Source organism: Streptomyces sp. NPDC058464 (assembly GCF_042721035.1).
GTDB lineage: Bacteria > Actinomycetota > Actinomycetes > Streptomycetales > Streptomycetaceae > Streptomyces.
Map to the genome: position 1 here is coordinate 35,313 of NZ_JBHXMA010000030.1, position 25,716 is coordinate 61,028.

The window sequence follows — 25,716 nt, forward strand, 5'->3', positions numbered from 1 at the left end:
CTCACCGGCTCACTGGTAGTGGACGAAACGCCGGCTGAGCCGGAACTGGAGGGCGGTGACCGCCATGATCAGTACGAAGAGCAGCACGCCCACCGCGGATGCCTCGCCGAAGTCGAGCTGCTCGAAGGCCCTCTCGTAGATCACCATCACCACGGTGCGGGTGGCGTCGCCGGGTCCGCCGTCGGTGAGGACGTAGGGCTGTTCGAAGACCTGGAGGGCGTTGATGATGCCGACCACCGACGCGACGAGCAGCGTCGGCGACAGCAGCGGCAGCGTGATACCGAGGTGCTTGCGCAGGCCGGTCGCGCCGTCGAGAGCGGCGGCCTCGTGGATCTCCTTGGGGATGTTGTTCAGACCGCCGACGAACAGCAGGAACGAGAAACCGAACTGCTGCCAGACGTAGACCAGGATCACCGTGGCCATCGCCGCGTGCTCCGAGGTCAGCCAGGGCACGGGCGCGACGCCGACCAGGCCGATCAACCAGTTCACCACCCCGAAGTCCTGGTTGAACAGGTACTTCATCACCACCGAGATCGAAGCGGCGGACAGCACCAGCGGGAAGAAGAACGCCGAACGGAACACCGACCGCAGCCACCCCGGCATCCGCCCGTTCAGCGCGAGCGCCAGCGTCAGCGCGATCAGCAGTTGCAGCGCGACCGCGAGGACCATGAAGAGGAGCGTGTTGCGGAAGGAGACCAGGACGGTCGAGTCCGTGAAGGTCGTGCGGTAGTTGGCGCCGCCGGCGAAACGGGGCGGGTCGATCACGTTCCAGTGGAACAGGCTCAGCACGATGGACCCGATGATCGGCACGACCGTGAAGACGACGATGCCGACGACCGTGGGCGTCAGGAACAGCGCGGCCAGCAGCCGGGCGCCGCGGTCGCGGACAGACGGCCGCACGGCGACGGCCGGTGGCGTGGCAGGCCGCGAACGTACAGTTGGGGCCTGGGAGTTCGGGACCTGAGTGTTCGTCATATCTCACGCTCCATGGCCTGCTCCAGGCCGCCCTGCATCCGGCGCAGCGCGGGACCCACCGCACGCGGCGAGGCCAGCGCGGTGCCGGTGTACTTGAGCAGGACGTCGGTCACCTCGGCCACCTGCGGCGGCGCGGGGATCGGGCCGGTGTCGGGAAACCGGTCGAGGGTGTCGTAGAAGACCCGCCAGTGGGCCGGGCCGCTCGCGGCGTAGCGTGCGGCGGTCAGCATCGAACGCCGGGCCGGGGTGGTCTGGTTGCTCTGGAACAGCCGGGTCATGGTGTCCTTGCGGGCCGCGTATTTGATGAACTCCCAGGCGGCTTCCTGCTTCTTCGAGGTGCGCAGCAGCGCGTAGCCCGCCGCGCCGAACTGGTGGCGCTGGGTACGCCAGCGCGGGAAGTACTGCACGTCGTAGTCGGCGGCCCGCATGCCGGCCAGATGCAGGCCGCCCGCCCAGAATCCGCCCGCCGGTGTGACGCCGACGCGGCCGGTGGAGAACACGCCGACCAGATTGCTGCCGTTGCCGCCCTCGGGCCGGGTGCACAGGTCCTCATGGACGAGGGAGGCGAGATAGTCGTACGCCTCCTCGACCCGGTCGGCGGTGGCCTGCGGGGTCGTCCAGCGGAAGCCCCCGCCGCGCCCCTGCCGGTCGGCGGCCGGGTAGAAGGTGTCCCACAGCCAGGAGCCGCCCGGCGCCTTCGACTCCTTCAGCAGGTTCGTGCCGTTCGCGAAGAGCCAGGGCACCACGCCGCCCCAGAGCCGGTTGGTCCAGAAGTACGGCGTGAAGTGCGCGTCGCCCGCACGTTTCATCTCCCGCAGCAGCGAGGTGAAGTCGTCGCGGCTCCAGTCGGCCCCCGGGAAACCCGCGCCCGCCCGTTTCAGCACCTGCTTGTTCAGGTACATGTCGGCGGCGTTGAACTCCATCGGCAGCTGGTAGAGGTTGCCCTCGTACATCATCGACTCCACCAGCGAGGGATGGACGTCGGCGAAGTAGTTGCGCAACTCCGCCGCGTCCCGCCGCACCCAGCGGTCCAGGGGCACGCCGAGTCGCCGGGCGAACAACTGCACGCCCTCGGTGGCCACATACACCAGGTCGGGGGCGGTGCCCGCGGCGATCTGGGTGAGGATCTTCGCGAAGAAATCCGACCAGTCGACGGCCTGCACCGCGTTCACCCGCAGCGGAATGTCGGGGTGGAGCCGGTGGAAGCCCTGGGTGAGGGCGTCGACGGTGGCCGGGTCGAAGGCGGAGCCGAGGGTGGCGACGACGAGGGAGCCGTCGTCACGGCCGGGGATGTCGGCTCCCGTGAGCCGGTCCCAGCTCGCGGCGGTCGCGGCCAGGGCGGCTGCCCCGGCCCCGTAGGCGCCGTACCGCAGCAGCGTGCGGCGGGGGAGGTGCGAGTCAGTCATCAACGGGCCTAACTCGTGTTAGTTCAGGGTTGATGCCCCAGATGATGGGAACCGGGCGGCGGGCCTGTCAAGGGTCGGGAACGCTTGACCTTTAACGAGTTAGGTCTACAGTCCTCGTTCACATGAGCCGCACGAGAGGAACGATGCGTCATGCCCGGAACATCGGGGATTTCCAGGAGATCACTGTTCGCGGGATCGGCGGCGGGCACCGCCGCCGCGCTGCTGCCCACCGCAGCGGCCACGGCCGGCCCGAAGCCCAAGCCCGGGGCCACGACCAAGAGCAGGACCAAGTCCGCGGCGAGCGGCGCGAGTTACCGCGCCGGGTACCACTTCACGGTCCCCGACCAGTGGAAGAACGACCCGCAGCGGCCCGTCTGGATCGACGGCGAGTACCACTACTACTACCTCTACAACGCCGACTACTTCACCGGTGTCGTCGGCACCGCGTGGCGCCTGGCCACCACCGAGGACCTGGTCTCCTTCGCCGACCGCGGGGTCGCCGTGCCCAAGGACACCACGCCGGGCGGCGATCTCTGGTCGGGTTCGGCGGTGGTCGACATCGGCAACACGGCCGGATTCGGCGCGGGCGCGGTCGTCGTCATCGTCACCATGTCCCCCGGCGGCGGCACCGACCACCAGGAGCAGTTCCTCTACTACTCGACGGACGGCGGTCTCACCTTCGACAACTACGGGACCGACCCCGTCCTGCCCAACCCCGGCGTCGCCGACTTCCGCGACCCCAAGGTGATCCGCGACGAGGACCGGGGCCGCTGGGTGATGGCCCTCGCCGAGAACGACAAGATCGGTTTCTACCACTCCGACGACCTCAAGTCCTGGACGTACGTGAGCGGTTTCGTCCACGACGGCATCGGCGTCCTGGAGTGCCCCGACCTGTTCCGCATCACCGCCGGCAACGGCACCGTGAAATGGGTGCTCGGCGCGAGCGCCAACGGGAAGGGCTCGGGGCTGCCCAACACGTACGCCTACTGGACGGGTTCCTTCGACGGCAGCGCGTTCACCGCCGACGCGAGTGACCCGCAGTGGCTCGACCACGGCTGGGACTGGTACGGCGCCGTCACCTTCGAGAAGCGGGACGCGAGCGGCGCGGTGGACGCGGCCGCCCGGTACGCGATCGGGTGGCTGAACAACTGGGACTACGCCAACACCACCCCCACCATCGACTGCGACGGCTTCAACGGCACCGACTCCGTCGTCCGCGAGATCAGCCTGAAGAAGGCGTCCGACACCACCTATTACCTCGCCTCCCAGCCCGTCGCCGGTCTCGACTCGTATGTCTCCCGCACCGTGAACCTGGGCGACGTGACCGTGAACGGCACGAAGGTGCTCGACTACACCGGTATCTCCTACGAGGTGACGACCGAGATCACCTGGTCCCAACTCACCGGCGCCGGACTCCAGCTGAGGCGCTCACCCGACGGCGGTCGGCACATCGACGCCGGGATCTACGCCGACTACGCCTTCCTCAACCGACGAGGCACGGTGAACGCCGACACGTCCGGCAAGTGGCAGGAGAGCCACACCCCGTTCGACCCGTCCGCCGGCACGGTGAAGCTGCGCATCCTGGTGGACCGCACGTCGGTGGAGATGTTCGTCGACGATGGCCGCTACGTGCACACCAGCCAGGTGTTCCCGTACCTGCTGGACACCCGGCTCGCACTGTTCACGATCGGCGGCAGCGCGGTGTTCCGCAACACGGTGATACGCGAGTTCTCGGTGTGAGGCCGGCCAGGGGGGCGGGTGCACACCATTCACGTGAACCCGATCGGCAACACCGGAACGGGCCGCCAGACCCTGGAGGGATCCGCGCTCCGCCCCGCTGACGCGGCGAAGCCGAACGCCGGCCGTGTCTGCGCCGTACGGCTCATGCCGACGAGGCTGTCCTGACCTTCCACCGCATTCCGAGATCAAACCCGGCGAACGTGGCTCTCCTTGGACCTTGCCCCGGCGGAGCCCCTGCGCGTTGGCTGGGGGATCCGCCGAGGGCGAGTGCGAGCCCCGTTCGCGAGTCGGCGAGACCCTCCCGCGCGAAGCTTGCCCGGCTCCGTGGGGCCTGATCGAGGCCGCGTCGGGGCCGCAAGGACGAGAACAGACCGTGGTGCTGTGGTCGATGACCAGGCTCATGAGCGGTCGCCTGGCCGGACGCCGCCCGGCCGGCTGCAGACGGCCGGCACCGCGAGCGCGCAGAACACTCCCGGCTGGCAGCGCATGCCCACCCGGCTCGCTTCAGAATCCAGCACCGACAAGATCCGCTGGTAGTCCGGCGCGAGGACCGTCGCCGTCATGCCCGTCTCCCGCCGGGGCACCGTCGAACCCGCGATCGCGCTTTCCGGTGGCTCCGTGACCATCGAAGGCAGCCCGGCCAGCACCTCGGTCCTTGTCGCCCGGGCATCCACCAACCGCTGAAGCCCGCGTTCGGCCTCACCGAGCGCGGCCTGCACCCCCTGGGCCTCCTCCCGTAACCGCGCGATTTCCTCTCGGACCCTCTTCTCCCGTTTGCTTAGCGCCGTCCTGTGGCATTACGCCGAGATTCTTGGAGCGGTACCGGCGAGTGCGTGGCGTGAGGTTCTGAGCCGGGTCACCTCGACGCACGCGTCACGGGGCGCAGAGCCGCCGTCGGCTCTGCGCCCCTGTCGTACGACGGACGTCACTTCGCCCGCGTCGGTTCACGCGACGCAGACGCCCTCCACGGCGACCTTCTGGAAGACGTGCGGATAGGAGACCGAGCCGTCGGGATAGTGGGACCGGGCCTTCTGGAACTCCTCGGTCGAGAAGGCGGCCCGAAGGTGCGCGACCGATTCCCAGACCGCGACGTTCACCAGCACCCGGCTTCCGCCGGTGCCGCGGTGCAGCTGGGCGGAGATGTATCCGGGCTGCTTCTGGAAGTACTTGGCGTCCCATTTCCATGCCTCCACGACCTCGTCGACCTTTCCGTCGGGGGCCGTGAAGGTGTTGATCAGGACTATGGGTCCTTCCTCTCCCTGCAGTTGCTGCGGGTAGGGAGTGGACTCGTCGAGATGGGCTAGCTGGATCATGATCTCCGTTCCTTGTCCGGGGGCAACCGCTGTCGTCGGGCGGGATTACTTCCAGATCGGCGCGTCGTCGGCCAGCTCCCTGTCGCCCAGCGCCTCGTACACACGCGCCGCGGCAGGGTGCAGCGGCAGCGGGGTGGCCGCCATGTCGGCGGGGACGAGCGGGTAGGTGACCGGTGAGTGGTCCGCCGGAAGGTGCGCGTACTGCGCCTCCAGAGCACGGCGGGCCATCACCATGCACCACGTGGCCAGGGCGGCCACGTCGTCGTCGAGGTCCTCCCGGCACAGCACCGCGAAGTCGGAGAAGTCGAGCGTCCGCAGGTCCTCGGTCAGTCCGGGGAGGTACCCGGCCTCCACCACCGCGTCCTGCCATCCTTCGGCCGCGAACGCGTCCAGGACCGCGTCCCCCCAGGGCAGGTACCTGACGGGACGAACGCGGTCGATGCGCTGCCACGCCGGGGTCATCACGGCCTCGTGGATGAGGACGTTCGCCTCGCCGGCGGCGAAGCGGGCCACCGGCGGGAACGGCCGCTCGTGGTAGTAGAAGGAGAGCTTTTCCGGATCGACGCCGGCGAGGCGCAGTGCCTTGTGTGCCGCGTACCCGATGAGGTTGACGCCGTCGTCCGGCGAGGTCGCCACCGTCAGCTGGTCCGCGACGGCAGCGAGATCGGCCACCGTGGTCACCGGGAGGGCGGCGTCGACCGCGACCACCAGACGGTCCCGCTGGCCGACCACGCCGAGGGCGGCGAGACCCTTCGCGTTCCCGGCGCGGTGCAGCATCCGCATCGCGGCCGTCGGGGTGGCGATGGCGATGTCGGCCTCGCCGGCGCGCAGCGCCTCGAACTGGTCGAAGCCACCACGGCCGGACCAGATGGCGAACCGGGAGCCCTCGGGCGCGCGGTCGAGCATCTCCTGGGCGATCCAGCCGCAGATGCGGTGCATGTTGGCCTGCCCCCAGTCCCCGCGGAGATGGACGGTGACCGGACGCGACAGAGCGGGTGCCTCAGACATGGTCGCCCTGCGCAACCATCTCGGCCAGCTCCGCGGCGTTCTGGGTGAAGTCGATCTCGTGGATGGCGTCGAAGGGGAAGCCGATCCGCTCGAACTCCTCCTCGACGGCCTTGGCGTTGTCGGCCTCGTAGACCGAGACGATGAATCCGGTCCCGGTGTTCACGTACAGCTGCCGGAAGGTGGCGTGCACCTGCTGGGCGACTTCCGGCGCGTTCCCCGCGATCTCCTCGACCGAGAGGCCGGGGGCCTGGTGAAGGCTCAGGTACAGAGGCATGGCAAGACTCCCTCGTCGTTGCAATGTATCACGATACAGAACACTGTCCCGTTCATTGGAACGTAACTGCAAGGGGTAAGAAGTCTGGAAATCCCTGCGCTACTGTGCTCCGCGTGGATCAGAAATCGGGGACCAACAGCGAAGAGGCCAGTTCCGCCGAGCGTCCGGCCGGCCTGATCGGGGCCGTGGACAACGTGCTGCGGCTGCTGCGCATGTTCGAGGACCACGAGATGATCCGGGTCAACCAGGTGGCCCGAGACATGGGTCTGTCCCGCTCGACCGTGCACCGCATGCTGGCCACGCTCAGTCATCACCACTTCGTGGTGCAGGACGAGTTCTCCCGCGCCTACAAGCCGGGACCCGCGCTCGTCGACATCGGTCTGTCGGTCGTCGCGAACATGGACATCCGGGCGCTCGCCCACGGTGCCCTGGTGCGGTTGCGCGACGAGACCGACGAGACCGTGCACCTCGCGACCCTCCGGGGGGCCGAGGTGCTCTACGTCGACAGCGTCGAGAGCAACCAGGTCGTGCGCACGGGCAGTCGCATCGGCTGGACACTGCCCGCCCATGCGACAGCGGCCGGGAAGGCTCTCCTCGCCGAGCTCGGCGAGGACGACCTCGCGGCCCGCTTTCCGTCGGAGGACCTGAAGTCCCCCACGTCGCGTGCGCCCCAGACGCTCGATGAGCTGCGCAAGCAGCTGGCCGAGGTCCGGCGGCGCGGTTACGCGACCAACAACGCCGAGAGCGAGGCCGACGTCAGCGCGGTCGCCGCGGTCATCCGTGACAAGCGCGGCCGCGCCCGTGCGGCCATATCCACCACTGCCCCGCAGTCCCGTGTCGACGACGCCTGGATCGTCTCCGCGGCGGCTGCCACCACCCGCATCGCTCATGAGCTGGGCGAGCGCATCGACTGACGTCCGCCCCGACACCAGACGGCCGCCCCGGAAATCTCCGGGGCGGCCGTCGTCGTCTGTGCATCCTGTGTGACCTGCGCTTCTGATGCTCGCTGTGGTGTGGTTCGCCCGCCGGGGCCGTCACATTTCCTGCTGTCCGACGCTTGCCATGCCGTCGATTTTGGTATCAAAATAGCGACCGCTGTTCCGCATCATGAAACAATCTTATGAGAGGGGCTAGCATGAGCGAGCCCAACACCGATTCGGTGCGACTGGCGGAGACGAAGCAGATCCCTCCGCCCGACGCCGACCGCGAACCACTCAAAGTCAACGTCTATCAGCGCATGGCCCAGGCCGCGGCGCAGCTGGTACCGCTGTTCCCGTACGACTACGCCGGCGCGATCGTGCCGTGCGGCAACGTCCTCATCGGCGACCCCGAGGCGGAGTACGGACACTTCTTCCACTGGAACACCGTCAACGAGGTCGTCGTCGTATACGGCGCCAACCGGTCCATGCTGTCGACCGGGCAGATCATGGCGACCCAGAACCTGCACGGTGTCAACTCCTACCTGCGGGACGAGAAGGAGGCCGGGGCCTACGCGGTCATCGTGGTCACCCAGCACCAGTCGGAGGAGGGCGACCAGTCCGAGGCGCTGATCGCCCGCTGTCAGAACTGCAAGGCGGAGATCGTGCGTCACGAGTACGACGCCACCCCGTTCGGCCTGCCCGGCTACGACGCGGCCCGGTACGGCAGCGCCGAGGACGCCGTCCACCAGTTCGCGACGACGGTCGGCTCGGCGACGTTCGCCGACATCCGCAACTCCGACGAAGGCCGGACCTGCAAGGAGTGCGGCCACGTCAACACAGCGTTCCCGGGAAGCCGGTGGGGATGGGCCCGTCAGGTCGCCCAGACCACCGCGGTGAACGCCGCGTACCACGCGCTGCGGGACTCCGCGCAGCCCGCAATCGAGGAGGCCGGCCGATGACGAACCGCCGCAGGATGCTGCACGCCCTCAAGGTCGCTCCGGAGCTCGGCAGTTACGCCGACGCGGCCGTGCTCCCCGCGGACACGGATCCCCAGCTCTACCTGTCGCACAACGAGTTGCCGCAGCCGTTCCATCTGATCTGCGAGAAGGACACCGTGCTGAGCCAGTTGTCCGGCAGCAGCGACGTGTATCTGCGGGACAGCTCGGTGAACCGGTTCCGGATGTCCATCGGCGATCACGTCTACGTACCCGCCGGCACCCCACACCAGATCGTCCCCGTCGAGGCGGGCACCGTGATCCGCTACATGGCTCTCAACGCCGGTCGTCAGGGCGCGGTCTGGTACTGCCCGGAGTGCCGCACGGAGCTGCACCGTTACGAGTGGGAGCACGACAACGACGTGACGCCGTCCCGGTTCTACGCGGCCGCGTGCGCAAAGTTCTCGGCCGACGACAGCGCCCGCACCTGTGGTGCGTGCAAGGCCGTGCATCCCCAGATCGATCTCGCGGCGTTCGGCTGGTCGAGCCCGGTTCCCGCTTGAACGATCCGCGCCGGCCGACCAGATCCCATCGTTTCCGGAAAGAGTGAGAACCTGTGCCCACACCGACAACAGCAGCCGTGGCGCGGGCTGGAGAGGACACGTTCCACTGGGAACAGGTCCTGCTCGACGACCCCCGCCCCGACGAGGTACTCGTGCGTCTCGTCGCCACCGGCCTGTGCCACACGGATCTCTCCGTGCTCGCGGGACGGCTGCCCACGCCATTGCCCGCCGTACTGGGGCACGAGGGAGCCGGTGTGGTCGAGGCCGTCGGTACCGACGTCGTCGACGTCCGCCCGGGGGACAGGGTCGTGCTCTCGTTCAACTCCTGCGGCCGGTGCGACAGTTGCCGGACAGGCAAGCCGACGCGGTGCGGGACGTACTTCCCGCTGAACTTCGCCGCCGCACGTCCGGACGGCTCCACCTCCGTGCACACCACGGACGGAGCGCCGCTCGGCGGGCTCTTCTTCGGCCAGTCGTCCATGGCTCGGCACGCGCTCGTATCGGCACAGAGCGTCGTACGCGTCGACGTCGCCGACGACGAGGAACTGGCTCTGCTCGCCCCCATCGGCTGCGGAATCCAGACGGGTGCCGGTGCCGTCCTGAACATACTGCAGCCCGGACCCGGGGACACGGTCGCGGTGTTCGGCGCCGGAGCCGTGGGACTGTCCGCCGTCATGGCGGCACGACTGAGCGGTGCCGGGGAGATCGCCGTCGCGGACGTGGTTCCCTCCCGCCTCGCCCTCGCCGCCGAACTCGGCGCCACCCACACCATCGACAGCGCCCACGAGGATCTGGGGAAGCGCCTGGCCGAGATATCCGGCGGGGCCGGAGTCACGTACGTCATCGAGACGACCGGTGTACCCGCACTCCTGGAACTGGCCGCCACCGCCGTCACGTCGTACGGGACCGTCGCGGTGATCGGTGCCCCGGCGGCCGGCAGCCGCGCCTCGTTCGACATCAACTCCCTCATCGACGGCCGCACGATCCGCGGGGTGGCTGAGGGAAGCAGCGACCGGATCACCTTCATCCCCGCACTGGTCGGCCTCGCCCGCCAAGGGCGGCTTCCGTACGAGAAGTTCGTCCGGTTCTACCCGCCCGAAGAACTCGACCAGGCTGTGGCGGACGCTCGTTCGGGCGGCACGATCAAGCCGGTGATACGTTTCGCCGACGTACCGAAGGACACGAGCGCATGAGCCTTCCGCACGTACGCAACCTCGTCGACGGCACATGGCTCGACGGTCACGCGGTCGGCGAGTCCCGCGACCCGGCGACCGGCAAGGTCATCGGCACCTTCGCCGACGCGGGGGCTGTCACCGCAAGGGCGGCGATCGACGCGGCACGCCGCGCCTTCCGGGAGACCGGCTGGGCGCGCGACCGCGAGCTGCGGGCGCGAGCCCTGCACGAGATGGCCGACCGGATGCAACAGCGCCGCGATGAACTGGTGGCACTGCTCTCCCGCGAGAACGGCAAGAAGCTGGCCGACGCGGCCATGGAGATCGACTCCACCATCCCCAAACTGCGCTACAACGCTGCTCTCGCCCTCACGGACGCCGGCCGGGCGGCCGAACTCGCCGACGGTTCCTATTCCATGACGCTCCATCAGCCCATCGGAGTGGCGGCGGTGATCGTGCCGTGGAACTCCCCGGTGATCCTGGCCGTGCGCTCCTTCGCCCCCGCGCTCGCAGCCGGCTGCACGGTGGCCATGAAGATGCCCGCGCAGACGGCGCTCACCAACGGGCTGCTCTACGAAATCATCGCCGGGACCACCGCACTTCCCCCCGGGGTGCTGAACGCCTTCACCGAATCCGGGAACTCGGGCGCCCCGCTCCTGGTGTCGGACCCCGGCACCGACGTGATCAGCTACACCGGATCCACCGCCGTCGGACGGCTGATCATGGCGGAGGCCGCCCGCCACCTCAAGCCCTGTTCGCTGGAGCTGGGCGGGAAATCCCCGATGATCGTGTTCGAAGACGCGGACCTGGACGCCGTCGTACCCGTGCTCACCGCGGCGGTCACCACCTTCGCCGGGCAGTTCTGTATGGCGGGAAGCCGCATCCTCGTCCAGGAGGGAATCGCGGACGAGTTCCGGCAGCGCATGACGACCGCGTTGCAGGCGGTGGTCGTCGGAGCCGGTGACGACCCGGACACCGGCATGGGACCCGTCGTTGATCGTGAACAAGCCCTGCGCATTGACACGTTGGTCGCCGAGGCGGCGTCGTACGGCAAGATCCTGGTGCGCGGCGGACTGGTGAACCCCGATGGTGTGGACGCCTTCCTGCGCCCGAGCCTGGTCGAGGTCGACGAGGTCTCGGCTCCGCTCGTCCAGCGTGAGGTCTTCGGCCCGGTGGCGACGTTCGAGGTGTTCGCCGACGAGGCCGAGGCGATCGCCCGCGCCAACGCGACGGAGTACGGCCTCGCCGCGTCGGTCTGGACGCGTGACGTGGACCGCCCGCTTCGGGTCGCTCGCGAGATCGACGCCGGCACCGTGTGGACCAACGGGTGGGCGGTCATCCGGGACCAGATGGAGGAGGGCGGCTTCAAGCAGAGCGGGGTCGGCCGCCTGAACGGGCCCCGTGCGCTGAGCGAGTTCCAGGAGATCAAGCACCTCGTGCACAGCGTGTGACGCGGCGCGAAGATGTGAGTCGGCCCTGCTCCGGACGACGAGCGGGGCCGAGCCATGATGGGTTGCCGATGCCGGGGATCTACCAGCTCACGGGAAGTTCCCGCACGCCGTGGATCGCCCGGCCCTCGAACGCGTACTCCTCCGCGGCCCGACCGGCGAGACGCAGGTCCGGCAGACGACGGAACAGCGCGGGCAGCGCGATCTGCAGTTCGGCGCGGGCCAGCGACTGCCCCAGGCAGTGATGGAGGCCATGGCCGAAGGCCAGGTGCCGGCCGGCGTCCCGGTGGATGTCGAACGTGTCCGGGGAGGCGAAGGCCGAGGGATCCCGGTTGGCCGCCTGCAGAGCGATCACGACGCCCTCGCCGGCCCTGATAGTGACACCGGCGACCTCGACATCCTCCGTGGCGATGCGACGGAGCCCGATGTGGACGACGGTCAGACAGCGCAGGAGTTCCTCCACCGCGCCCGGCACCAGGTCCTCGTCCGTCCGCAGCGCCGCCAGCTGGGCGGGATGACGCAGCAGTGCGACGGTGCCCAGGGAGAGCATGCTCGCGGTGGTCTCGTGCCCCGCGATGAGGAGTTGCACCAGCAGGCCGGCCGCCTCCGCCGCGGTGGCCTCGCCGGTCGCGACCCGTTCCGTGGCGAGCTTGCTCATCAGGTCGTCACCGGGATCGCGCGACTTGACCGCCAGCAGCTCCTGCAGATAGCCGAAGAGCGCCGCCCACCCTGCCCGCATGGCCTCAGGCCCGGCCGTGACGGTGGCGAACGCGGCAGCCTGTCGGTGGATGAAGTCCCGGTCCGTGTAGGGAACTCCGAGCAGCTCGCAGATGACCAGGAGGGGAAGCGGCAGGGTGAAGTGCTCGACCAGGTCGGCCGGCCGCTGTTGTTTGACGAGGTGGTCGAGGAGTTCGTCGGTGATGCTCCGGATGGCCGGACGCAGTTGCTCGACCCGGCGGAAGGCGAACTCGGGGATGAGCATGCGGCGCAGCCGGGTGTGATCGGGCGGGTCCATGGCGAACAGCTGGCCGGGCGTGGGCGGCGGCGGGGTCGGCTGCAGGCCGGGGAAGCCGGGCCTGACGTTCTGCGAGCTGAACCGGGGGTCGGCGAGGACGGCCCGGGCGTCCTCGTGCCGGGTGACCAGCCAGGGGTGGGCGTCACCCCACAGAGTGACCCTGGCCAGGGGCCGCTCCGTGATCCAGCGCCCGTACTCGGCGGCCGGATCCAGGAGAGGACGGTGGTGGGGCAGGGACGGCGGCGTGGGGTCCGTCGAGTGCATGCGGGGGCTCCGGTGGTCGGATGTTCAGGGAGTGGAGAGTCCGGCGAGGGCGAGAAGGAGATCCTTGACCTCGGTCGCGTCGATCTCCTCGCGTGCGAGTCCGGGCCGCGAACACAGCAGGAGGGGGCTGTCCTGCGGGTCCTGCGGCAGTCGGCCATGGCTGCCGCGGACGCCGGAAGGATCCAGCGGGACGGTCCGAATGCGGTAGCGCAGGCCCAGCTTCTTGCGGGCGACCTGGGCGGCGGCTCGTGCCTTCACACCGGGGACGGCGGGGTCGTAGAGGAGCTCCGCGGGGTCGTAGCCGGGTTTGCGGTGGATCTCGACCTGGCGGGCGAAGTCCGGGGCACGGTCGTCGTCGAGCCAGTAGTAGTACGTGAACCAGGCGTCGGAGTCGGCCACGGCGACCAGCTCTCCCGAGCGTGCGTGGTCCAGCCCGTGTGCCGCCTTGCCCTCCTCGTCCAACACCGTCTCCACGCCTGGAAGTTCGGTGACGACCTTTGCGACCGTGTCGATGTCGGCGGGGTCGCGGACGTAGACGTGCGCGATCTGGTGGTCCGCGACGGCGAAGGCGCGCGAGGTCCACGGGTCGAGGTACTCCATGCCGTCCTGGGTGTGGACTTCGAGGAGTCCGGCCCGGCGCAGGGCGCGGTTGATGTCGACCGGGCGGGAGGCGGGCGCGATTCCGTACTCGCTCAGGATCACGACGGTGGCGTTCTCGCGCCGGAAATGCTCCAGCAGCGGGCGCAGGGCGTCGTCGAGTCGGCGCGCCTCGCGGGCGGACGCCCGTGAACCGGGTCCGGAACGCTGGGGTTCGTAGTCCAGGTGCGGTACGTACACCAGGGTGAGATCGGGGCGGTGCTCGTCGAAGATCTGGCGGGACGCGGCCAGAATCCACTGGCTGGACGGCATCCCGGCGTTCGGGCCCCAGTAGGTGAACAGCGGGAACGGTCCGAGCCTGCCGGTGAGTTCGTCGTGCAGGGCCGGCGGGTGGGTGTAGCAGTCGGGTTCCTTGCGGCCGTCGGAGTAGTAGATCGGGCGCGGGGTGACGGTGAGGTCGACGTCGGCGCCCATGGCGTACCACCAGCACACGTTGGCGACCTTGTAGTCGGGCTTCGTGCGGCGGGCGGAGTGCCACAGCTTCTCGCCGCCGACGAGTGCGTTGTGCTGGCGCCACAGCAGGACCTCGCCCAGGTCCCGGAAGTACCAGCCGTTGCCGACGATCCCGTGCTCGGCAGGGCGGGCGCCGGTGAGCAGGGTCGACTGCACGGAGCAGGTCACCGCGGGCAGCACGGTGTTCAGGCGGGCTTGGAAGCCCTGCTCGGCGACAGCCCTGACGGCGGGCATGTGCCGTAGCAACCTAGGGGTGAGGCCGACGATGTCGAGGACGACCAGTCGTGTCATGCGACGGGCTCCTTCCTGAGGTGGGAGGTGCGCAGCAGACCGATGTCGAGGAACTGGTCGCGGGCCCAGGCCAGTTCCGCGGCCAGGCCCGCGACCAGCCCCTCGCGGTCGCGGGGGCGGAGGTGTTCGGGCAGGACCGACCAGGTGTAGGTCTCGACCTCGACATGATCGGTGAGGGCCTGTGCGCCGCCGAACAACTCGCGCAGCGTGGAGCTCAGTTCGTCCGACGTGGTGCGAAGCGGCGGCTCGGGTTCGGCGTGCAGCGGTGCGTGGAAGTGCACCCGCCAGGCGGAGCCCGAGGGCAGTCCGCCGGCGAGGGCGTCGGGAAGGTCGTCCACTCCGGTGACGCGGCCGCCCGGGGCGGTGCGGGTCTGGTGCAGGAAGCGGGGCTCGGCGAAGCGGGCGAGTGCACGGCGGGCGTGCGGGTCGGCGGGGTCGTCGGCCTGGAGGGCGCTGGATGCCTGGACCTTGACGACCGGGAGCCCGGCGTCGGCGAGACGACGCAGCGCCTGGGCCGGCTCCTCGAACTGCACGGCGAGGTGGCAGGTGTCCAGGCATACACCTAGCCGCTCAGGGTCGAGTCCGCCGAGCTCCCGGGCGGCCTGGACAGTGTTCTCCACCACGCATCCGGGCTCGGGCTCGAACCCGACCCGGATCGTACGACCTGTCTCGCGCTCCGACTCGGCAAGTTCGGAGCCGAGGTGATCCAGCGCCCGGCGGGCGGCGTCACGGGCCTCGGCCGACCAGGGTGTGCGCCAGCCCAGAGGCAGTGTCGAGACGCTTCCGCGCCGCGCGTCGTCGGGAAGGAGCCCGGCGAGCACCCGGGCGCAGTCGACGGTGTAGCGCAGCCGGGCGGGGTCGGTCCAGTCGGGCAGGTAGACGTCCTTCTTGACCACTTCGCGGTGGAATCCCCCATAGGGGAAGGCGTTGAGGGTGACGGTCTCCAGTCCGCGTGCGGTCAGCTCGGCGCGCAATCGGCTTACGGCACCGGGCTGGGCGGACAGGGCGGTGACGACGTCACGTGCCAACCAGAGGCCGATCCCGAGCAGGTCGGCGCCGAGAGCTTCCCGAACGGGCTCGGCGTAGTCGGCGAGCTGGGCCACCACCCCGGCCAGGTCCTCGGCCTGGTGGACATTGCTGCAATAGGCCAGGTGGACGGTCGTACCGTCAATGTGTCGGAAGCGCACAGCGGGCTCACTCTCCGCCGCGTTTGATCGAGTTTCCCTGGAACAGGGCGGTGCCGTCCGGCTTGACGTCATCGAGGTCGAGCCGACCGCTCTGCCCGTAGAAGGCCACCGGATTGCGCCACATGACCTGGTCCACGGTGTCGTCGCCGAAGCCGGCGGCGAGCATCGCGTCCGCTGTCCTCCGGGTCTTGAGCGGATCGCTGCGTCCCCAGTCGGCGGCCGAGTTGACGAGCATCCGCGCGGTGCCGTGCTCCTGGAGGACGCGCACCATGCGGTCCTCGCTCATCTTGGTGTCCGGGTAGATGGAGAACCCCATCCAGCAGCCGCTCTCGGCGACCATCGCCACGGTGAGTTCGTTGAGGTGGTCCACGAGGACCCGCTCGGGCGGGATACCGGACTCGCGGACCACGTCGAGGGTGCGGCGGGTGCCGACGGCCTTGTCCCGGTGCGGGGTGTGGACCAGAACCGGCAGGTCGTGCGCCACGGCGAGTTCGAGCTGGCGGGCCAGCGCCTCGTCCTCCTCGGGAGTCATCGAGTCGTAGCCGATCTCGCCGACGGCCACCACTCCGTCCTTGGCCAGGTAGCGGGGCAGGATGTCCAACACCCCGGTGCAGCGCGGGTCGTTGGCCTCCTTCGGGTTGAGCGCGATGGTGCAGTGATGGCGGATGCCGTACTGCCCGGCGCGAAAGGGCTCCCAGCCGAGCAGCGCGTCGAAGTAGTCGGTGAAGCTCTCCACCGAGGTGCGCGGCTGGCCGAGCCAGAACGACGGCTCCACCACCGCGCGGACCCCGGCCGCGTACATCGCCTCGTAGTCGTCGGTGGTGCGGGAGGTCATGTGGATGTGGGGGTCGAAGATACGCATCATGCGGCTCCTGCGGGCGTGGTGGCATGGAAGGCGGCGAGGGCCCGCTCGGCCGCCGCCCGGCGGTCGGGTGAGGCCGCTGCGGTCTCGGCGGGCAGACCGGAGGCCTCGAGCGCGCCCGGGTGGGCACGCACGAAGGGCCAGATGTCCACGGGTACGTCACGTCCGGCGGCGACTCGCTCGTGGGCGAAGTCGGCCAGCATGCGGGCGAGTTCGGGATCCGCTCGCTCGTCGAGACCCGCGACCCGGTGCAGCGGGATACCGCAGAAGACGCACTTCAGAACGGCGTGCCGATAGTCGCCGTGGTGCAGATGGTGTGCGGCGTAGGGGCCGAGCGCCGCCTCGATCAGGCTGGTGTCGTTGCCCCGCAGCGTCATGCGCACCAGCGGTAGCCCGAGATCGCCGAAGGAGCCGTCGGCGTCCTCCAGCAGGGCGAGCGAGCGCAGCACCGCGCGTTGCTCGGCGGCGTCACCGTAGCGGTGCAGGGCGGTGATCTCCTCGGCGAGTTCCGCGCCGCGCAGCGGCAGGGCTGCCAGCAGCAGGGCGCGGGCGGCGTCCTCCACCGCCCAGCCGATGACGAGCGGCCCGCGTCCGCAGTGCCGGCCGACGGCCGGGAAGACCGCGCGTACGGCCGCCGGGTCCTGACCGACGCGTGCGACGGCATCGGCCAGCCAGAACCGCGCGTCGGCGGTGAGATGTCGGTCGAGGGCGGTCGCGATGTGTGGGTCCACCGCGCATACCTCCAGTTCGGATGCGCGTACGGCAACGGCCGTACGGAAATCGCTGATCGTTGGCGACGACGGGATACCGGTCCGTCAGAAAGGCTCGGCGGCCTTGAGGAATTCGAGCGAGCGTTGGGCCACGTCCCGTGCGTTCTGCGAGGCGCCCTGGATCTCCACCGAGACAGGGCCGCGGTAGCCGGCGGCCTTCAACGCGGCCAGGACGGGCGGGAAGTCGATCTCGCCCGTGCCGAACTCGAGGTGTCGGTGCACACCGCGTCGCATGTCCTCGATCTGCACGTTCATCAGGTGCGGTGCCGCCAGTCCGACGCAGTCGAGCAGGGGTTGCTCCTCCACGCAGTGCGCGTGGCCGATGTCGAGCGTGATGCCGAACAGGTCCGGATCGCCGAGCCGGTGCCGCAGGTCGAGCACCCGCTGCACGGTGTCGACGAACATGTACGGCTCGGGCTCGAACGCGAGGGGCATGTCGTACTCATGGGCGACGACGAGGACCTTCTCGCAACCAGCGGTCAGCCGTCTCCAGGCCTCCTCCTCGGGTACGTCCGCGGGGGTCGGGCCGCTGCAGAGGTGGACGGCAGGGGCGCCCAGGTCCGCTGCGACGCGTATCGCACGCGCCAGCAGGTCGACGCGCCGTTCGGCACCGGGCACCGACATCAGGGTGGGGAGGTGCCCCCGCCACGGGTCCAGCAGGTACGGAGCTCCCGTCTCCACCATGACCGCCAGCCCGAGCCGTTCCAACCGCCGGGCCAAAAGGGTGACTTGACGGGGCAGGTCGGCGGCGAACGGGTCGAGGTGGACGTGGTCGAGGGTGAGGCCGACCGAGTCGTAGCCCAGATCGGCGAGTACCGTCAGCACGTCGCCGAGCCGGTGCTGGGCGAAGCCGTTGGTCCCGAAGCCGTACCGGAGCCGTTCCGTGGGAGTGGATGCCGGGGTCACGTGGGGGACACCGTTCGGGCGAGCCTGCGCGCCAGTGGGTGTGCCACGGCCAGGACGCCGGCCAGGCCCGAACTCCCGCCACCCGCGGTGAGTGACGCCTGCAGTGGCATCAGCGACAGTATTCCGGCGCCGACGGCACTACGGACGTTCGTGGCGGTCGGCTCGCGTACCGCCCGTACCTGGGCCGCGCCGAACGAGGCGAGGTACCCGAACGCTCCGGCGGCCGCACCGATCCGCGCCGCGGTGCTCCGGCGCCGTGCGCGCGGAAGTGCCGCCGCGGCCACCGAGGTTGCGGTGGTGGCTGCCAGCGTGGCGACGGGCAGTGTGCGGGGCGCACCGGATATCTCGTGCCGGCTCAGGCTGGTGACGGCGTAGGTGTGCGTGCCGACCAGCAGGGCGGCACGCAGGGCGGACACCCGGCGTCCGGGCTGCGCTCCGCTGAGCACGTTGAGTGCCCGAGCGCCCGCCATGACCGCGGGGCCGGCCGGGGTGGACTTGAGGCCCAAGTCGTACGCCCATATCAGTCCGGTCAGGGGCAGTGTCACCGCGAGGGCCCGCCGGCCGCCCGTGAGGGCGGCGAGGCCGAGGCCTGCGGCGGTGAGACCGCACGCCGTGGCCAGCGCGGCACGGCGGGAGACTCTCCCAGAGGGTATGGGCCGCTCGGGGCGTTCCACCGCGTCGACTGTCGCGTCCGCGTAGTCGTTGAGCGCCATGCCGGCCCAGTAGAGAGCGGTGGACGAGGCGATCGTGCCGATGACGCGCGGCGGGGGTGTACCGGTGCTCGCCACGCTGCCGGCGAGCACGTCACCGGGCACGCTGAGTGCTGCGGGCAGGCGGACCAGACGGACCACATCCGTGACGCGGGGGGAGTGGTCGGAGTTGTTCAGGTCGTGCATGACGTGACCATACGCCTGAAAGTTAAAATATAAGGAGCCTTATTGTATTCATTTCTGTGAAGAATGTGTGTGCGGCGCGATGGGTGGAGTCCGGGGTGTCGCTGGAGCGGGACTACCCCGCCGGGTCGGACGCGGCCTGCCGCAATGCCGACTGGGCGGCCTGAACGGTGGCGGTCTGGGTGACCTGTCGGGACCAGCCCCAACTGGTCCCGGGGAACGAGTCGTTGACGAGACCGCACTCTCGGCAGGTGCGGACCTCGTCCGTGTTGCGCAGCTCGGCGAAGCGGGCCGATCCGACGGTGGTGGGGAACTGGCGTACCTCGTGGTGCGGTGCGGCGGGCGGGCTCGCGTCGTACTCGTGCCGCAGCAGTTCCGCATGGCAGCCGGTGCATTTGGCGATCATGGCCTCGGTCTGGTCGCCCTGCTCCGCCTGGTGCTGGGTGACGACGAGAACCGCCGCGGCCTCGCTGTCGGTTTCGTCGGACAGACGGGAGTTGACGCCGTGGAGGTTCTGTGTGGCGATGATCTGCCCTGGTGACAGAGGCGAGTTGCGAGCGCCGTAGCACACGACGACCTCGGAGACGGTGTTCCAGTGGAAGAACTGCCCGTACTCCTGCCCCGGACCGCCGACGAGCACGTTGCCGCACGGCACGATCGCGCCGGCGTGGTCGTACGGGAAGAGCGGTGCCAGCTGTGCCGCGGCCTTGGCCATGTGCTCGTACACATTGACCTTCATCGGTTCCACGCCCGGGTCGGGGGCCGGGATGTCGTGTGTCGTCTTGAGGGCGAGAGTGTCCATCGCCTGGTCCTTCGCTCGATGTGCCGTACGGCCGCGTCGTGACGATGCTTCGCCAGCGGAGCCTAGGATGAAATGTTTCATTCTGCGGAACAGTAGTACCAAGAGTGGCACCACTAGTGGCGAGTTGGCAATGGGGCAACCCTGGAGATCCGGCCGGAAATCACTGCGTTCCCGGTACTTGTGCGTCCGAAAAATCGCCTGTTAGCGTCTCGATGGGCGGTGCGCTGTTCCGTATCGTGAAACATGCGCCGTCCTGATTCGATCCATCGAACTGTCAGTTCTTTGGGCGTCGACTTCCATTCCGTCTCTCGGTGGATCGGGTACCAGAGCGCAGGCCGGCACGCGGCCGGTGCGACCAAACCCTCGGTTCATGAGCCGACCCGCACCGCTTTCCGCGAGCCCGTGAATTCCCCTGCACGCCGTCTCGCGTCGACGAACAAGCCGCCCCGCGTCGACGGACAACGTAGAAGAAGGAGCCGCATCATGACCATCAGCCCTGCCCGCCCGGAGCGACCAAGCGGGCGCTACCGGATCCTGTTCCTCGCAGGTGCCGTGCTGTTTCTCGACGGGTACGACCTGTTCGCCCTCGGCACGGTCGGCCCGTCGCTGCTCGCACACGACGCCTGGCATGTCACGCCGAGCACCATCGGCACACTGGGCAGCATCACGGCCGTGGGTATGCCCATCGGCTCGATGCTCGCGGGGTGGATGGGGGACCGGTACGGCAGACGCCGACCGCTGACGCTGTTCCTCGCCGTCATCTCGCTCGCCATGCTGCTGGCCGCGCTGGCCCCCGATCTCGTCACGTTCGCCACCGCAAGGGCCCTCACCGGCGTCGGCGTCGGCGGGCTGGCCCCGCTCACCGGGGCACTCGTCAGCGATCACGCGCCCGCCAGAAGGCGAAGCCTGTGCATCGCCGCGACGATGTCCGCCATCGGGATCGGTGGCGCCACCTCGGCCCTCCTCGGCAAGCTGCTGCTGCCCGAGACCGCGTTCCAGTGGATATTCGCCGTGGGTGCGCTGCCCCTGCTCCTGGTGCCGCTCGTCCTGCGGATACTGCCCGCGACCGTGGAAACGAGACCGACGCCCCGCGCCGAGCGGGGCCGGCCCGCCGAACTCCTCGCCCCCGGAAGCCGCCGGACCACCGTGGTCCTGTGGCTGGCGACCTTCATGTCCTTCGCCCTCATCTACAGCACCAGCACCTGGCTGCCCACGGTGATGATCCGCTCCGGATACGACCTCGGCTCCGCGCTGGAGTTCTCCATCACCTTCACGCTCGGTGCCGCCGCCGGCAGCATCTGCTTCTCCCTCCTGGGCGACAGGGGGCATCTGCGCATCGTGACCGCCGGCGGATTCCTGCTCGGTGCGGCGGGCCTGCTGGCCCTGAGCACCCATCAGCCGAGGCCCCTGCTCCTGCTGCTCGCGGCACTGGCAGGCGCCGGCTCCCTGGGTACACAGAGCCTGGTGGTCGCCTCCATGGCCGCCCACTACCCGCCCGCGCTGCGCTCCACCGGCATGGGATTCACGCTCGGTCTGGGGCGTGCCGGGGCCATCGTCGGTCCGACGTACCTGTCGGCTGCCACCGCGCTGATCACGTCCCCGAAGGCCGGTTTCTACGCCTTCACCGCGCCGGCCGTGCTCGGCGCTCTCGCCATCCTGCTGCTGCCACGGGGACGCGGCCTGGGACCTGCCCGCACAGCTGCCCTGCCCGGCGTCGAGCCGCTCCGCGAAGCGACCTGATGCCGTGACGAAGGTCCCGTCCGGGCGTGAGAGCCGGGACGGGACCTCTCTGCCGAGCCGGGAGTCAGACGGTGGTGGCCCTGCCGTGATCGAGGACCTGCACGTGGCATCGCGCGGGACCCAGATTCCGGAACAGCTGCTGGTGCAGTTGCTGATGGACGGGTGCGAGGCCCGCCTGGTGGATGGGGACCGCGGCACGTGGCGACACGGCACGCAGGTAGTCGATCGCCTCGCTCACCTTCATCCACGGCCCTCCGGTCGGCAGCAGCAGGACGTCCACCGGCCCGTTCGGGAGGACGAAGGCGTCGCCAGGATGGAGAACCCGGTCGTCGACCAGGTAGCCGTTGTTGTGGACACAAGGCAGCTGAGGATGGATGACCGCATGGTCACCGGCCAGTACCCGGATCGGCACGTCCGCGACCGTGAGGGTGCCGCCCTCGCCGACGGTCTCGTGCCGCAGCCCGGCCTCCTGGAGAAGCCTGCTGCTTCCGGGATCCGCGATCACCCGGGCCGCGGGATTCGCACCGAGCAACGGCCCGAGACGGCCGACGTCGACATGGTCGGGGTGCTCGTGAGTGATCAGTACGGCATCGAGGCCACGCACATCCTCGAAGCCGGCCGAGTAGGTACCCGGATCGAAGAGCAGCCGCGCGACGGCGCCGTTCCGCTCTATCTCGACCAGGACACAGGCGTGTCCGAAGTGGGTGATTCTCATCGTGTGCTCCGGTGGGCAAGGGGAATCGGGTTGGCTGTCACAGCCACGCGGGCAATTTCGGGAGGCCGCCAGGGTCCGAGGCGGTCAGACCGGCGCCTGATGTGCGGCCGGTGAGCCAGCCCAGCAACTCAGCGGTGTTGCCTCGTACTTCGGTCGTGGTGCCGATGGGCTCGTCCGGCCTGGTAGCGGACGCGAGCCCGCCCGGCTCGGTCCGTACGACCACGGCCGGGCAGTCGTCGTGCCGCGCCAACGTGGCGATGACGTCGGGAAGGAGAGCCGTGGCCAGGTCGTCGGGCAGCGCCGAGAACGTGACGCCCGACCCCAGGTCCACGAGGTGGATCCAGACCTCCCGGATCCGCAGCCACGGAATGAGATCCGCGGTCACGAGGCGCCCCTGGGCGGTGCGCACGGTGTGCGTCCACGCGGCGTCCTCCAGCTCGGCCAGGGAGCGCTGGAGACGGGCGGCGCTGTCCCGCACGTCGTCGAGGATCGCTCGCGGGTCGCGACGGGCTCCGTCCTCGATGTCCCGCAGCCGGCCCGCCGCGCCGTGCGGATACATGGGTGTCTCCACGCCGGTGGCGGCCCAGGTGACCAGGTTGTCGAGCGCGTCGGCGTTGCGCGCAAGGTGAGTGAGCAGGTGGGCCGTGGTCCAGCCGGGCAGGGGCGACGACCCGGTCACCCACCACTCGTCGGCCCGGTCGAGTTGTCCGCGGAGCAGGTCCGTCCCCTCTTCGAGCCACGCAAGCAGGAGGGGACGGGGAACGGCCTCACTCGTCACGGGGCTTCTCCTGGAGGCAATGGTTGCGGCACTCGCCGAGCCCCTCGATCCGGGTGACGAGCACGGTGCCGTCGGAGAGGTACTCCCTGGGCGTGCGGGCGTGGCCCACGCCGCCGGGAGTTCCGGTGGCGATGACGTCCCCGGGCTCCAGGGTGATGATCGTCGACAGGTACGACACCAGGGCGGCAGCGTCGAAGACCAGGTCGCCGGTGTCGGCCTGCTGCTTTGTCTCGCCGTCGACCACGGTGCTGAGGCGGCGGGAGTCCGAGCCGGCCTCGTCCGAGGTCACCAGGACGGGGCCGAACGGTGTGGTGGCCTCGAAGTTCTTGCCCTGCAGCCACTCCTTGGTGCGGTACTGCCAGTCCCGAGCCGTGACGTCGTTGAGGACGGAGTATCCCGCGATGTGCCCGGAGGCCTCCTCGACGGAGACATTGCGGGCCCGTGCCCCGATGACCACGGCCATCTCACCTTCCCAGTCCATGGCCTGCGACGCCGCCGGCAGCACGATGTCGTCGTAGGCACCGATCAGGACGGCGGGGAACTTGGCGAAGAGCGTGGGGTACTGGGGGAGGTCCCGGCCCATCTCAAGGATGTGGGAACGGTAGTTGAGCCCCACGCAGAAGATCTTCTGCGGACGCGGTACGACCGGCGCGTAGTCGAGCGTGTCCAGGGCGTGCCGGGCACCATTGGCCGCCGCGGCGAGCTCACGCCAGCCGTCCTCGGCGAGCAGCGCGCCGACGTCCGGATGACCGGTCTCGACGGCTTCTGTCCCGTCGACACGGACGGCGGCCGTACCGGCGCCGGTACGGATGGTGGCGAGCTTCATGAGTACTCCCTGCGGGCGAGGTTGAGTCGTTCGAAGATGGGGGCGTCGCTGAATCGGAACAGGTCCAGGTCGGTGCCGGCCTCGATGGCGACCTCGCACCACGAGGGCACGGCGATGATGTCGCCGCGCACGACGTCGGTGCGCTTGCCGCCGAGGCTGATGGCGCCGCTGCCGTCGAAGACCTGCCACACGCTCGAACCGGTCTCGCGGACGGCCGCGGTGCGGTGTCCGGCGGCGATCCGGTGCATTTCGGTGCGCAGGGTCGTCAGCGCGTCGGCTCCCGTGGTGGGGTTGCTGAAGCGGACAGCGGCGTGACCGGGCTCCTCCAGGACCTCGGGGTGTCCTTCGGCGGCGACTTCCAGCTGGGCGGTCAGCGCCGCGTCGGTGTGCTCCCAGCGGTAGGCCGCGAGCGGTGAGTTGGGTGTGTCCTTCGCCGTGGCGGAGAGCGGGCGCAGGCCCGGGTGTCCCCACACGCGCTCAGCGCGGGACCGGCGCGGGGTCGACCGATCGGTCACCCCGTCCTCGCCGAACTCGAAGAAACCGGTGTCCGTGCCGGACACGAACGGGATGTCCAGGCCGTCAAGCCAGGCCATCGGCTGGGGGTTCGGGTTGTGGTGTCCGTGGAACTGCCAGCCCGGGGTGAGCAGGAGGTCGCCCCTGCGCATGGCGACAGGGTCGCCGTCGACGACCGTCCACACGCCTTCGCCTTCCAGGACGAACCGGAAGGCGTTCTGACTGTGCCGATGGGCAGGGGCGACTTCGTTCGGGCCGAGGTACTGGATCGCCGCCCACAGGGTGGGTGTCGCGTACGGAAGGCCCGGCAGGCCGGGGTTGGACACCGCGATGGCACGTCGTTCACCGCCACGCCCCACAGGGATGAGATCGCCCGCGCGGGCGGCCACCGGGTACAGGTCGCCCCAGTGCCAGATGTGCGGGGTGGCCTGAGGCGTGGGCGTCAGCGGCATGAGGTCCTCGCGCTCGGTCCACAGCGGGATCAGCCCGAGCCGGGTGAAGTCCTCGTACAGCTGCTTCTCCGCGGCCGAGACCTCGGAGTGCCCGGTGGACGCGGCAGGTGCTTGTGCTTCGGTCACGAGAAGGTCCTGTCTGCGAGTCGTCCCAGGTAGTTCCAGCCGGCGCCGAGCTGAGCAGGGTTCCAGATCTGCTCGCGCTTGAAGGACGCCTCCTCGGCGTCGGACCACACCTTCGGCCCACCGGCGGCCATGGCCATGAGCTGCGTGCGGCACGCCCGTTCCAGCAGGACCGCGTACATCACGGCTGTCGCGGCGTCCGGGCCGGCGGTGACGGCTCCGTGCTGGGGCATGAGGCACGCGGGTGCGTCGCCGAGGGTCTCGGCGAGCGCGGCACCGAGTTCCTGGGTGGCGATCAGCGCCCCGGTGACGGTGAAGCGCGGCAGCTGTGGCTCGCAGAAGACGACACCGTCGTGGGAGATGGGTCGCAGCGGCACATCGAGGGAGGCGAACGCACTCAGAGCGGGTGCGTGCGTGTGCACGACACAGCCGACGTCCGGGCGCCGCGCGATGATCTCAGTGTGGATCGGGTACTCGATGTGCCGCTTGCCCTCGCCACGGAGTACGTCGCCCGCACGGCTGACGAGCAGCACCCGCTCGGCGGAGATCTCCTCGAATCCCCAGCCGGCGGCCTTCATCCAGACTCCGTTGCTGTCGGGGTCCCGCACAGCGGCGTGTCCCCACACCATGTCGGTCAGCCCGGCGGCGGCCAGTGCACGGCTGGCCCGGACGGTGTCGTCGATCTCTTCCTTCATCACAGTCCTCGATGGTCGGG

The 25,716-nt window shown here is 69.6% G+C and carries 27 protein-coding genes; 8 read left to right on the forward strand and 19 right to left on the reverse strand.

Annotated features, from left to right (window positions below; genetic code table 11):
- Positions 1-9: 9 nt before the first annotated feature.
- Complete coding sequence (locus ACFWPQ_RS33890; RefSeq protein WP_384043248.1) at positions 10-975, reverse strand: carbohydrate ABC transporter permease; 966 nt, start codon at positions 973-975, stop codon at positions 10-12.
- Complete coding sequence (locus tag ACFWPQ_RS33895) at positions 972-2,381, reverse strand: extracellular solute-binding protein (protein ID WP_384043251.1); 1,410 nt, start codon at positions 2,379-2,381, stop codon at positions 972-974. Before ACFWPQ_RS33895 ends, ACFWPQ_RS33890 begins: the two co-directional genes overlap by 4 nt.
- Positions 2,382-2,531: 150 nt before the next feature.
- On the opposite strand from ACFWPQ_RS33895, the gene ACFWPQ_RS33900 reads away from it, so the two are divergent.
- Complete coding sequence (locus ACFWPQ_RS33900; RefSeq protein WP_384043253.1) at positions 2,532-4,121, forward strand: glycoside hydrolase family 32 protein; 1,590 nt, start codon at positions 2,532-2,534, stop codon at positions 4,119-4,121.
- An 18-nt stretch (positions 4,122-4,139) separates the two neighbouring features.
- The gene (locus tag ACFWPQ_RS33905; protein WP_384043256.1) at positions 4,140-4,286 is read left to right on the forward strand and encodes a hypothetical protein; all 147 of its coding nucleotides are present in this window, start codon (positions 4,140-4,142) and stop codon (positions 4,284-4,286) included.
- 233 nt (positions 4,287-4,519) lie between these two features.
- Here the strand turns inward: ACFWPQ_RS33905 and ACFWPQ_RS33910 are convergent, their stop codons facing one another.
- The 4 genes from ACFWPQ_RS33910 to ACFWPQ_RS33925 form a co-directional block, all read right to left on the reverse strand.
- Positions 4,520-4,840 (reverse strand): hypothetical protein, encoded by a 321-nt coding sequence (locus ACFWPQ_RS33910; protein WP_384043259.1) that lies wholly within the window; start codon positions 4,838-4,840, stop codon positions 4,520-4,522.
- A 225-nt stretch (positions 4,841-5,065) separates the two neighbouring features.
- Positions 5,066-5,434, reverse strand: coding sequence for an antibiotic biosynthesis monooxygenase family protein (locus tag ACFWPQ_RS33915; RefSeq protein ID WP_384043262.1), 369 nt, complete (start codon positions 5,432-5,434; stop codon positions 5,066-5,068).
- Positions 5,435-5,479: 45 nt separating this feature from the next.
- Entirely contained in the window at positions 5,480-6,442 is a 963-nt protein-coding gene (locus ACFWPQ_RS33920; protein ID WP_384043264.1) for a TAXI family TRAP transporter solute-binding subunit, read from the reverse strand.
- A complete protein-coding gene (locus ACFWPQ_RS33925; protein WP_384043267.1) occupies positions 6,435-6,716 on the reverse strand; it encodes a nickel-binding protein in 282 nt (93 codons plus the stop codon). The genes ACFWPQ_RS33920 and ACFWPQ_RS33925 overlap by 8 nt, the downstream gene beginning before the upstream one ends.
- A gap of 113 nt (positions 6,717-6,829) precedes the next feature.
- Here ACFWPQ_RS33925 and ACFWPQ_RS33930 point away from each other — a divergent pair, with 113 nt between their 5' ends.
- The 5 genes from ACFWPQ_RS33930 to ACFWPQ_RS33950 all read left to right on the forward strand — a co-directional run bounded on the left by ACFWPQ_RS33930 (position 6,830) and on the right by ACFWPQ_RS33950 (position 11,757).
- Complete coding sequence (locus ACFWPQ_RS33930; RefSeq protein WP_384043270.1) at positions 6,830-7,630, forward strand: IclR family transcriptional regulator; 801 nt, start codon at positions 6,830-6,832, stop codon at positions 7,628-7,630.
- 221 nt (positions 7,631-7,851) lie between these two features.
- On the forward strand, positions 7,852-8,595 hold the full coding sequence (locus tag ACFWPQ_RS33935) for a hypothetical protein (protein WP_384043274.1): 744 nt from the start codon (positions 7,852-7,854) through the stop codon (positions 8,593-8,595).
- Positions 8,592-9,134, forward strand: coding sequence for a hypothetical protein (locus tag ACFWPQ_RS33940; RefSeq protein WP_384043277.1), 543 nt, complete (start codon positions 8,592-8,594; stop codon positions 9,132-9,134). The genes ACFWPQ_RS33935 and ACFWPQ_RS33940 overlap by 4 nt, the downstream gene beginning before the upstream one ends.
- Positions 9,135-9,211: 77 nt before the next feature.
- The gene (locus ACFWPQ_RS33945; RefSeq protein WP_384043280.1) at positions 9,212-10,327 is read left to right on the forward strand and encodes an NAD(P)-dependent alcohol dehydrogenase; all 1,116 of its coding nucleotides are present in this window, start codon (positions 9,212-9,214) and stop codon (positions 10,325-10,327) included.
- Positions 10,324-11,757, forward strand: a complete 1,434-nt coding sequence (locus ACFWPQ_RS33950; RefSeq protein WP_384043283.1) for an aldehyde dehydrogenase family protein — start codon at positions 10,324-10,326, stop codon at positions 11,755-11,757. Before ACFWPQ_RS33945 ends, ACFWPQ_RS33950 begins: the two co-directional genes overlap by 4 nt.
- A gap of 79 nt (positions 11,758-11,836) precedes the next feature.
- Here ACFWPQ_RS33950 and ACFWPQ_RS33955 read toward each other — a convergent pair whose 3' ends face one another.
- From ACFWPQ_RS33955 to ACFWPQ_RS33990, 8 genes are all read right to left on the reverse strand, one after another.
- The gene (locus ACFWPQ_RS33955; protein ID WP_384043286.1) at positions 11,837-13,033 is read right to left on the reverse strand and encodes a cytochrome P450; all 1,197 of its coding nucleotides are present in this window, start codon (positions 13,031-13,033) and stop codon (positions 11,837-11,839) included.
- 24 nt (positions 13,034-13,057) lie between these two features.
- Positions 13,058-14,434 carry an alkaline phosphatase family protein gene (locus ACFWPQ_RS33960; protein WP_384043289.1) on the reverse strand — a complete coding sequence of 459 codons (1,377 nt, stop codon included), beginning with the start codon at positions 14,432-14,434 and terminating at the stop codon, positions 13,058-13,060.
- On the reverse strand, positions 14,431-15,621 hold the full coding sequence (gene eboE / locus ACFWPQ_RS33965) for a metabolite traffic protein EboE (protein ID WP_384043291.1): 1,191 nt from the start codon (positions 15,619-15,621) through the stop codon (positions 14,431-14,433). The genes ACFWPQ_RS33960 and eboE overlap by 4 nt, the downstream gene beginning before the upstream one ends.
- A gap of 7 nt (positions 15,622-15,628) precedes the next feature.
- Positions 15,629-16,483, reverse strand: coding sequence for a TatD family hydrolase (locus tag ACFWPQ_RS33970; protein WP_384043539.1), 855 nt, complete (start codon positions 16,481-16,483; stop codon positions 15,629-15,631).
- Complete coding sequence (locus ACFWPQ_RS33975) at positions 16,483-17,214, reverse strand: EboA domain-containing protein (RefSeq protein ID WP_384043294.1); 732 nt, start codon at positions 17,212-17,214, stop codon at positions 16,483-16,485. The genes ACFWPQ_RS33970 and ACFWPQ_RS33975 overlap by 1 nt, the downstream gene beginning before the upstream one ends.
- An 84-nt stretch (positions 17,215-17,298) precedes the next feature.
- Complete coding sequence (locus tag ACFWPQ_RS33980) at positions 17,299-18,159, reverse strand: sugar phosphate isomerase/epimerase family protein (protein ID WP_384043297.1); 861 nt, start codon at positions 18,157-18,159, stop codon at positions 17,299-17,301.
- Positions 18,156-19,055: an SCO3242 family prenyltransferase gene (locus ACFWPQ_RS33985; protein ID WP_384043300.1), complete on the reverse strand. Its 900-nt coding sequence runs from the start codon at positions 19,053-19,055 to the stop codon at positions 18,156-18,158. Before ACFWPQ_RS33985 ends, ACFWPQ_RS33980 begins: the two co-directional genes overlap by 4 nt.
- A gap of 112 nt (positions 19,056-19,167) precedes the next feature.
- Positions 19,168-19,854, reverse strand: coding sequence for a hypothetical protein (locus tag ACFWPQ_RS33990; protein ID WP_384043303.1), 687 nt, complete (start codon positions 19,852-19,854; stop codon positions 19,168-19,170).
- Positions 19,855-20,337: 483 nt separating this feature from the next.
- On the opposite strand from ACFWPQ_RS33990, the gene ACFWPQ_RS33995 reads away from it, so the two are divergent.
- Positions 20,338-21,594 carry an MFS transporter gene (locus ACFWPQ_RS33995; RefSeq protein ID WP_384043306.1) on the forward strand — a complete coding sequence of 419 codons (1,257 nt, stop codon included), beginning with the start codon at positions 20,338-20,340 and terminating at the stop codon, positions 21,592-21,594.
- A gap of 64 nt (positions 21,595-21,658) precedes the next feature.
- On the opposite strand, the gene ACFWPQ_RS34000 is transcribed toward ACFWPQ_RS33995, so the two are convergent.
- The 5 genes from ACFWPQ_RS34000 to ACFWPQ_RS34020 are packed head-to-tail and all read right to left on the reverse strand — an operon-like array spanning position 21,659 to position 25,696.
- Entirely contained in the window at positions 21,659-22,309 is a 651-nt protein-coding gene (locus ACFWPQ_RS34000; RefSeq protein WP_384043309.1) for an MBL fold metallo-hydrolase, read from the reverse strand.
- Positions 22,310-22,346: 37 nt separating this feature from the next.
- Positions 22,347-23,087, reverse strand: a complete 741-nt coding sequence (locus tag ACFWPQ_RS34005) for a maleylpyruvate isomerase family mycothiol-dependent enzyme (RefSeq protein ID WP_384043312.1) — start codon at positions 23,085-23,087, stop codon at positions 22,347-22,349.
- Positions 23,077-23,913, reverse strand: coding sequence for a fumarylacetoacetate hydrolase family protein (locus tag ACFWPQ_RS34010; RefSeq protein ID WP_384043314.1), 837 nt, complete (start codon positions 23,911-23,913; stop codon positions 23,077-23,079). The genes ACFWPQ_RS34005 and ACFWPQ_RS34010 overlap by 11 nt, the downstream gene beginning before the upstream one ends.
- The gene (locus ACFWPQ_RS34015) at positions 23,910-25,004 is read right to left on the reverse strand and encodes a cupin domain-containing protein (protein WP_384043317.1); all 1,095 of its coding nucleotides are present in this window, start codon (positions 25,002-25,004) and stop codon (positions 23,910-23,912) included. Before ACFWPQ_RS34015 ends, ACFWPQ_RS34010 begins: the two co-directional genes overlap by 4 nt.
- Positions 25,001-25,696: a class II aldolase/adducin family protein gene (locus tag ACFWPQ_RS34020; RefSeq protein ID WP_384043320.1), complete on the reverse strand. Its 696-nt coding sequence runs from the start codon at positions 25,694-25,696 to the stop codon at positions 25,001-25,003. Before ACFWPQ_RS34020 ends, ACFWPQ_RS34015 begins: the two co-directional genes overlap by 4 nt.
- Between the last annotated feature and the right edge of the window lie 20 nt (positions 25,697-25,716).

What these genes read in the sequence shown, in the direction of transcription:
- ACFWPQ_RS33890 (WP_384043248.1), bottom strand. Translation starts at nt 975, where the DNA reads ATGACGAACACTCAGGTCCCGAACTCCCAGGCCCCAACTGTACGTTCG.
- ACFWPQ_RS33895 (WP_384043251.1), bottom strand. Translation starts at nt 2,381, where the DNA reads ATGACTGACTCGCACCTCCCCCGCCGCACGCTGCTGCGGTACGGCGCC.
- ACFWPQ_RS33900 (WP_384043253.1), top strand. Translation starts at nt 2,532, where the DNA reads ATGCCCGGAACATCGGGGATTTCCAGGAGATCACTGTTCGCGGGATCG.
- ACFWPQ_RS33915 (WP_384043262.1), bottom strand. Translation starts at nt 5,434, where the DNA reads ATGATCCAGCTAGCCCATCTCGACGAGTCCACTCCCTACCCGCAGCAA.
- ACFWPQ_RS33920 (WP_384043264.1), bottom strand. Translation starts at nt 6,442, where the DNA reads ATGTCTGAGGCACCCGCTCTGTCGCGTCCGGTCACCGTCCATCTCCGC.
- ACFWPQ_RS33925 (WP_384043267.1), bottom strand. Translation starts at nt 6,716, where the DNA reads ATGCCTCTGTACCTGAGCCTTCACCAGGCCCCCGGCCTCTCGGTCGAG.
- ACFWPQ_RS33935 (WP_384043274.1), top strand. Translation starts at nt 7,852, where the DNA reads ATGAGCGAGCCCAACACCGATTCGGTGCGACTGGCGGAGACGAAGCAG.
- ACFWPQ_RS33940 (WP_384043277.1), top strand. Translation starts at nt 8,592, where the DNA reads ATGACGAACCGCCGCAGGATGCTGCACGCCCTCAAGGTCGCTCCGGAG.
- ACFWPQ_RS33950 (WP_384043283.1), top strand. Translation starts at nt 10,324, where the DNA reads ATGAGCCTTCCGCACGTACGCAACCTCGTCGACGGCACATGGCTCGAC.
- ACFWPQ_RS33955 (WP_384043286.1), bottom strand. Translation starts at nt 13,033, where the DNA reads ATGCACTCGACGGACCCCACGCCGCCGTCCCTGCCCCACCACCGTCCT.
- ACFWPQ_RS33960 (WP_384043289.1), bottom strand. Translation starts at nt 14,434, where the DNA reads ATGACACGACTGGTCGTCCTCGACATCGTCGGCCTCACCCCTAGGTTG.
- ACFWPQ_RS33970 (WP_384043539.1), bottom strand. Translation starts at nt 16,483, where the DNA reads ATGCGTATCTTCGACCCCCACATCCACATGACCTCCCGCACCACCGAC.
- ACFWPQ_RS33985 (WP_384043300.1), bottom strand. Translation starts at nt 19,055, where the DNA reads ATGCACGACCTGAACAACTCCGACCACTCCCCCCGCGTCACGGATGTG.
- ACFWPQ_RS33990 (WP_384043303.1), bottom strand. Translation starts at nt 19,854, where the DNA reads ATGGACACTCTCGCCCTCAAGACGACACACGACATCCCGGCCCCCGAC.
- ACFWPQ_RS33995 (WP_384043306.1), top strand. Translation starts at nt 20,338, where the DNA reads ATGACCATCAGCCCTGCCCGCCCGGAGCGACCAAGCGGGCGCTACCGG.
- ACFWPQ_RS34000 (WP_384043309.1), bottom strand. Translation starts at nt 22,309, where the DNA reads ATGAGAATCACCCACTTCGGACACGCCTGTGTCCTGGTCGAGATAGAG.
- ACFWPQ_RS34010 (WP_384043314.1), bottom strand. Translation starts at nt 23,913, where the DNA reads ATGAAGCTCGCCACCATCCGTACCGGCGCCGGTACGGCCGCCGTCCGT.
- ACFWPQ_RS34020 (WP_384043320.1), bottom strand. Translation starts at nt 25,696, where the DNA reads ATGAAGGAAGAGATCGACGACACCGTCCGGGCCAGCCGTGCACTGGCC.